At 56.7% G+C, this 6,472-nt stretch carries 6 protein-coding genes; 4 read left to right on the top strand and 2 right to left on the bottom strand.

What is annotated here, in order from left to right; genetic code table 11:
- Positions 1-209: 209 nt before the first annotated feature.
- Both ABJK70_RS18170 and ABJK70_RS18175 read right to left on the bottom strand, forming a co-directional pair.
- The gene (locus tag ABJK70_RS18170; protein ID WP_086134956.1) at positions 210-599 is read right to left on the bottom strand and encodes a type II toxin-antitoxin system VapC family toxin; all 390 of its coding nucleotides are present in this window, start codon (positions 597-599) and stop codon (positions 210-212) included.
- Entirely contained in the window at positions 586-849 is a 264-nt protein-coding gene (locus ABJK70_RS18175) for an AbrB/MazE/SpoVT family DNA-binding domain-containing protein (protein WP_086134957.1), read from the bottom strand. The genes ABJK70_RS18170 and ABJK70_RS18175 overlap by 14 nt, the downstream gene beginning before the upstream one ends.
- Before the next feature lie 430 nt (positions 850-1,279).
- Here ABJK70_RS18175 and ABJK70_RS18180 point away from each other — a divergent pair, with 430 nt between their 5' ends.
- The 4 genes from ABJK70_RS18180 to ABJK70_RS18195 all read left to right on the top strand — a co-directional run bounded on the left by ABJK70_RS18180 (position 1,280) and on the right by ABJK70_RS18195 (position 5,752).
- Entirely contained in the window at positions 1,280-2,899 is a 1,620-nt protein-coding gene (locus tag ABJK70_RS18180) for a B12-binding domain-containing radical SAM protein (protein WP_086134958.1), read from the top strand.
- 134 nt (positions 2,900-3,033) lie between these two features.
- Complete coding sequence (locus tag ABJK70_RS18185) at positions 3,034-3,393, top strand: exosortase system-associated protein, TIGR04073 family (RefSeq protein ID WP_077732753.1); 360 nt, start codon at positions 3,034-3,036, stop codon at positions 3,391-3,393.
- A gap of 243 nt (positions 3,394-3,636) precedes the next feature.
- Complete coding sequence (locus ABJK70_RS18190; protein ID WP_347258690.1) at positions 3,637-4,806, top strand: acyl-CoA dehydrogenase family protein; 1,170 nt, start codon at positions 3,637-3,639, stop codon at positions 4,804-4,806.
- 97 nt (positions 4,807-4,903) lie between these two features.
- Entirely contained in the window at positions 4,904-5,752 is an 849-nt protein-coding gene (locus ABJK70_RS18195; RefSeq protein WP_347258691.1) for a class I SAM-dependent methyltransferase, read from the top strand.
- Positions 5,753-6,472 lie beyond the last annotated feature (720 nt).

Raw genomic sequence — 6,472 nt, forward strand, 5'->3', positions numbered from 1 at the left:
GCCGAGGAGGCCATGGTCAAGGTTGAAGCTCTTGCCCTGCGCGTCATTGCCGAGCGCCTGGAACAAGGAGAAAGTCGCCCAATTCCGATTCATTTCTCGCTTGCTGCCAACGCATGAGTCAATGGCCGTTTTGCGGAACCCCAGCTTCACTCTGCGTTCGCGGCCTATAAAAACTGGGGCTTGTTTCTCTGACCCAGCCTACAGGCGAATCAGGGCTTTCCCACCAAGCAATCCGACAAGCCGCCAGCCTTCTTGATAAACCGCTCGTCGAATGTTTTCAGGGACGAATACCGCTCGCTATTCGCCAAGTGGAAAGCATCGGCGAAATCCAGACCGGCTTCGTGCCAGTTGATCACCCGCGCGACAAGCTGGGCATTGTTTACATGAACGTTTTTGAGCCCGAATAGCTTTTTGAATGCGGAGCAGATTTCCGCGGGTTTAAAGTCGTACGCATAACGCAGCACCCATTCGGTTTCCAGGATCACCGTATCGGGTATGAAGATCTCGGCCGTCCGGAAGAGCTGGTAGCTGGCCTGGTATTGAGCCTGATCGTCCCGGGTGAGAAGTCGTACGACAATATTGGCATCAATCGCTATCACGCCATTCCTTCCTTACGTGCTGGCGTATCGCTTGATCGATTTCTTCATCGCTCTTGGCTTTCCCTTCGAACCGCAAGCAGCCCGCAACCTCGTCGAGAACGGTTTCCTCGAAAGGCACTTTCGGTTTGAGCAGAATGCCGTCGCCAACCTCGATGGCAACCAGCTCCAGCCCTGCTTCCCAACCGTGGGCCGCTCGAAACCCTTTGGGAATGATCACTTGGCCTTTGCTCGAAAGTTTGGTGGTCTCCATGGCGCATACCCAATGTAAGACAAACGTAAGATTTTGTGCTTAAGAACATCATCCGTCAATAAGCCAACGAAAAGAGATTCTTGCTTTTTGCTCCGATTGGACGAGTCAGTCCGTCATCCAGAATGCAACCGTGCAGAATCCGAGCTCAAACCGGCATCTGCAGCCCTTGCGAATGTCGGTCTCGTTCGCCGCCCCACTCTACCGAAACGTTTTCCGGAGCTGAATCCTCCCACTCTACCCGGCTTGAACGCTTGTCAAGACAATGACGTGCGGGCGTTCTGTCTTGCTTTCAGCTGTAACACATGCCGGACAGAAAGCCACTTACGTCATGCGAACAGACCGAATCTGGACCTTGACAGGTATCTTTCAGAAGCGCACTGTTGGGTCAAATCCCACGCCCCCTGCTAATTTCCATGGATCGGAGAACATCATGAAGGAAGTGGCCTCCTGCAATGTTTTGATGATCTATCCGCGCTTCAAAGCGGAATCGTTCTGGAATTACCCCGAAGCCTGCGAATTGGTGGGCGCACGTTATCCGGCCGCTCCGCTTGGCTTGGTTACCGTAGCTTCATTGCTGCCTCGAGAATGGAATATCCGTCTCGTCAACCGGAACACCGAGGAGCTTAGCGACGAGGATATCGCCTGGTCCGATATGGTGATGACGGGGGGCATGATTACCCAGCAGCCCGATACGCTCGACTTGATCGAACGAGCCCACATCATGGGCACGCCCGTGGTCGTGGGCGGGCCGGATGCGACCTCGAGTCCGCACGTTTACCGTTCGGCGGACTTCCTGGTTCTCGGAGAAGCCGAGGGCATTATGCAGACGTTCGTGGATGCCTGGGAGAGTGGACAACGATCGGGGATGTTCACCGCCCCCAAGTTCCAGATCGATGTCACGAAGAGCCCGATCCCGCGTTTCGATTTGCTCAAATTCGAGCATTATCTTTACGTCGGTTTGCAGTTCTCACGGGGCTGTCCGTTCACCTGCGAGTTCTGCGACATCATCGAGCTTTACGGACGGGTGCCGCGCACCAAAACCGCGACGCAGGTGTTCGCCGAACTCGATGCACTCTATTCCATGGGTTACCGGGGACACGTCGATTTCGTGGACGACAACCTGATCGGCAACAAGAAGGTGGTAAAGGCGTTCCTGGCCGAACTCATAACCTGGCAGGAAGCCCATGACTTTCCTTTCGAATTCTCGACCGAAGCCTCGATCAATCTCGCCGAAGACACCGAGCTTCTCGAACTCATGAAACGGGCGAACTTCTTCCTCGTCTTCATCGGCATCGAGAGTCCGGACCCGGAGACTCTGATCGCGACCAAGAAAAGGCAGAATACCCGCCGCGACTTGGTCGAGAGCATCCACAAGATTTACTCCTACGGCATGATGGTTACTGCCGGGTTCATCGTCGGATTCGATAGCGAAAAGGACTCGATCGCCGATGCCATGGCGGATTTCATCGAGGCGGCGGCGATCCCCGTGTGCATGGTGGGGCTTCTGTATGCATTGCCGAATACACAGCTGACCCGGCGGCTACAGCGGGAGGGGCGCCTCCATCCGGGCCATGACATCATGCCGGACGTGGACGCCGGCGACCAATGCACCAGTGGTTTGAATTTCGACACCTTGCGCCCGCTCCGGGATGTGCTTGACGACTACCGGCGCATTCTCCAGCGCGTGTATGACCCGGTCGCCTACGTCGGACGGATCAATCGGCTGGTCAGCCTGCTGGACCGATCCGATCGTCCTCGCGACTTACCCAAAGGGGACGCCCGGCGAAAAGTCGGCGCCGTCGAAACGGTCAACAAGGTTTTCAACAAATTGCCGGAATTGCGCGACGCATTCTGGCAGACCTTCATGAACTGCGCCAAAACCAACCCGCAGGCCTTGCGTCTCGCTGTCAGTCTCATGGCGATGTACCTGCATCTCGGCCCGTATTCGCGTTACGTCATCGGCGCCATCGATCGTCGGATTGACGAACTCGACCGGGACACGAACCAAAACTGGCTTCGGTATCAATCCAGCATATCGGCCGAAGGCTGAGCCCGGCCTTGCAAGCCTTTCGCACGAGGCGACCAGGCCGGTTGTCATGGCTGTTGACTTAAGCAATTCCACCCCCCTACACTTTAGTTTCGTCACAAAACTATATAACAACAAGACTTGCTGAGGAAACAACCATGCGCAACGTAAAATCCCTTACCTTGACCGTAGCTCTTGCGATCGCCGCCCATGCACCGGCCGGTCACGCGGACGGCTACTTTTCCGAGGTAGGCGACAAGTTCACGAGGGGATTTGCAAATCTGTTTACCGGGATTGGGGAAGTTCCGAAAAATATCGTAGGCGCAAGCAAGAAGACCAATCCCGTCGTCGGGAGCGCTGGCGGCTTGATCATGGGTACGCTGGACACGCTCGGCAGGACCGCATCCGGCGTTTTCGACGTCATCACCAGTCCGATTCCGACCAAGAGCCTGGTCGAACCGGCCTATGTGTGGGAGAACTTCGAAAAATCCACCTCCTATGGTGACGCTTATTTGTAATTCGTAAGCGTTTCGAACGATCCGTCGTCCGACTTCCAGCCAAGAGTCGCGGGATGTGGGTGAAAAACGAGCCACATCCCGCGAACTTCACCGCCTCGCTCCGTCGCTCCTGATCGGCCACCGTTCCGCTCACCGAGGTACCGCCTTGCCGTCCGCCCTTTTACCCTTTGATATACTCCGGCGGCTCGGAGAAGCGGTCGATCCGCGCCCGCATTCGATAAGACGCAAACAGAGGAGGCGTTCATGCCCACAGTCGATTCCCTGCTGAAAACGGTTCGAGAGATCGAACCGATCATCCGCCAATATGCACCGGCGGCCGAACGCGAGCGCAAACTGGCAATACCGGTGGCGAAGGCGATGCAGGAGGCGGGCCTCTATCGATTGTGGCGGCCGAAGGCATTCGGCGGACTTGAGGTCGAGCCGATCTCTGCTTTTCGCGTAATAGAGGAAGTCTCCCGTATCGACAGTGCGGCGGGTTGGAATCTGCAAATCGCCGTTGCCCACGATATGTTCGCCCCATGGTTCGGCGACCAGGCCGCGCAGGAGATTTTTGGGTTCGAGGCAATTCCGGTCGGCTCCTTCAACCCTGCGCGCAAGGCCGTTCCGGTCGCGGGCGGCTATCGCATCTCGGGACGCACGACCTTCGTGAGCGGCGCACACCATGCAACGGCCTTTCTCGGCTTTGCGAATATCTACGATGATGGCGAACTGCGCGTGGCCGCCGATGGCAATCCGGAAATGCTGTTGATCGCGGTTCCCGCGTCCGAAGCCGAAATCGTCGACAACTGGAACACGATGGGCATGCGCGGCAGCGGCAGCCATGATGTCGAGATGCGGGACGTATTCATCCCCGAGCACTGGGCCGCGCCATGGCGACCGTTAGAGAAACCGGGCAGCGCCTATCAGGGATCTCTTTACCGGCTGACGGTCTGGCCGGCGATCGCCGCCCTCGTCCCGCCGGCGCTCGGTATCGCACGCGCGGCCATCGATGAAGCGGTCGAGCTCATCACCCGGAAGACGCCCGCGTATGGAACGAAGACGCTCAAGAATCAGGCCGTCGTTCAATCACAGCTCGCACGAGCCGAAGCCAAACTCGGTGCCGGCCGACTCTATTTCTACCAGGCGTTCGAGGAAGCTTGGAAAGAAGCCGTCGCTGCGAGATCCGTCACGATAGAGCTCAAAGCCAAAATGCAACTCGCGATGACCCACGCCGTTCTCGAATCCGCGGCAGCGGTGGACCTCATCCACGAGATCGTGGGAGCCTCGGGAGTCCGAGAAGAATATGAGTTCTCGAAGCACTTCCGCGACATCCACGTCATCACCCAGCATGGCTTCATCAACGCGGGCAAGCTGGAGGCAGTCGGACAAATCATGCTCGGACTCGAACCCGAGTGGCCGTTTTTCCAGTTCTAGCGCCATTGCCGACATCAAGAGGCAACGCTCTCGGGACAAATCCCGAGCACGCCTGATATATTAGAATTCACTAATTAAATAACACCGGAGCATACGTATGGATCAGAGCATGGGCGAACTGATGAACCACACGGCCGACATGGGTCAGGCCCAGATGTTTTCGAAAGCCTGGTACAACGAATATTTTCGGCGTGCAGCCGAAAGCCCGACCCATTCGCGCTTCTGCGAGGCGGTTTACGGCCGGGACTTGTGCCAGCACGGCATGATGGACACGGACGAGATGGATTTCCTGGCTTCGCTGCTCAAGCCGGGTGAGAAGGTTCTGGAAGTCGGCTGCTCCAACGGATACATCACGGAGTATCTCCATCAGCGCACCGCCTGCACCATACGTGGAGTCGATTATTCGGATGTCGCCATCGCTCAGGCGCAACGCAGAACGCAGGGAAAAGCGCCCGCGCTGGATTTCCGATGCGTCGACCTGATCCACGACGAGCTCCCCGGCGGGGATTACGACGTCATCCTGGCGATCGATTCCATTTATTTCATGGGCGATTACGGTGCCACGCTGGCGAAGCTCAACGCCAAACTGGCCCCCGGCGGCCGGATGATCGTCGCCGCCTTTCAGGCAAAGGAAGAAAACGATCCCGACACGATCTTGCTCCCCGGTCACACGCGCATGGCCGAAACCTTACAAGGCTTGTCGTTCCGCTATACCCAGCATGACTTCACCGCAAACATCCGAAATCATTGGATAAAGAACTACGAGTTCTCCCGGACACTGCAACCCGAGTTCGCTGCCGAAGGCAACGAATTCCTTTGCGAAGCCCGTATGGCCGAAAACGGTTGGTTCAAGGACCACGCCGAACGGGGAACCTTGGTCCGGTTCCTGTACGTTATCGACCATAACCCGAATCTGGCACCACCCGGACTGCAAAGCGCCCGATAATATTGTGCGGAATCGGTAAAGGGAGAAGCGAAAAAGTATAGTTGATGAAATTCCAATAGTATTTAAATATTCGTTTAAATACTAAAGCACTAAGGTAAACACAGGCATAACAAACAGAAACTCGATCGAATTCGACGAGGTTAATTCCGTGCGAGCCATTACGGATTTAGGAGGCAATAGATCCCCTACCATTCGAACCAGACGAGTATTCGCCTCGCTTCCGGGACTTTTAAAGCACGATTGTTCAGGAAACTCGTTTCTTCAAAAAGGTGAACTGAGGATGCAGCGGCAATAAAGCCGCATTCCACGAATCTTGCCCCGCCGCGGGCAGTCCAAAACCAATTCCCGACGGTTTTGTGCTCACCCCGTCCCTGAGGCTCGTTCTTCGGACCGAACTCCGCACTTCCCAATTGACCAAAGCCGTCCCCGGCTTTGGCCCGCTAGGCAAACTTCGTTTGCCCCATTCGGCTCCCGACCGAATGGTTGCTCCTGGCAAATTTGTGGCGGACCAATCCGCCGGGAACGGATTTGCGCATTTTCCCAATGGGCGTAGGATAGTCCGGCGTGATTCCCTGCCGGCATGATGGCTTAACCTATTAATCAGGCCCGTAAATACCCTCCTGGTATTTCGGGCCGCCGCCCAGGCCGGTACACGCCCGGCCTGGGCTCACGCGGCTTGTCGCCGCGCCGGGGCGTCCCTGCCCCGGATTAACCCGGCCT

Origin of the sequence: Methylocaldum sp. (genome assembly GCF_039794385.1) — a bacterium.
Lineage (GTDB): Bacteria > Pseudomonadota > Gammaproteobacteria > Methylococcales > Methylococcaceae > Methylocaldum.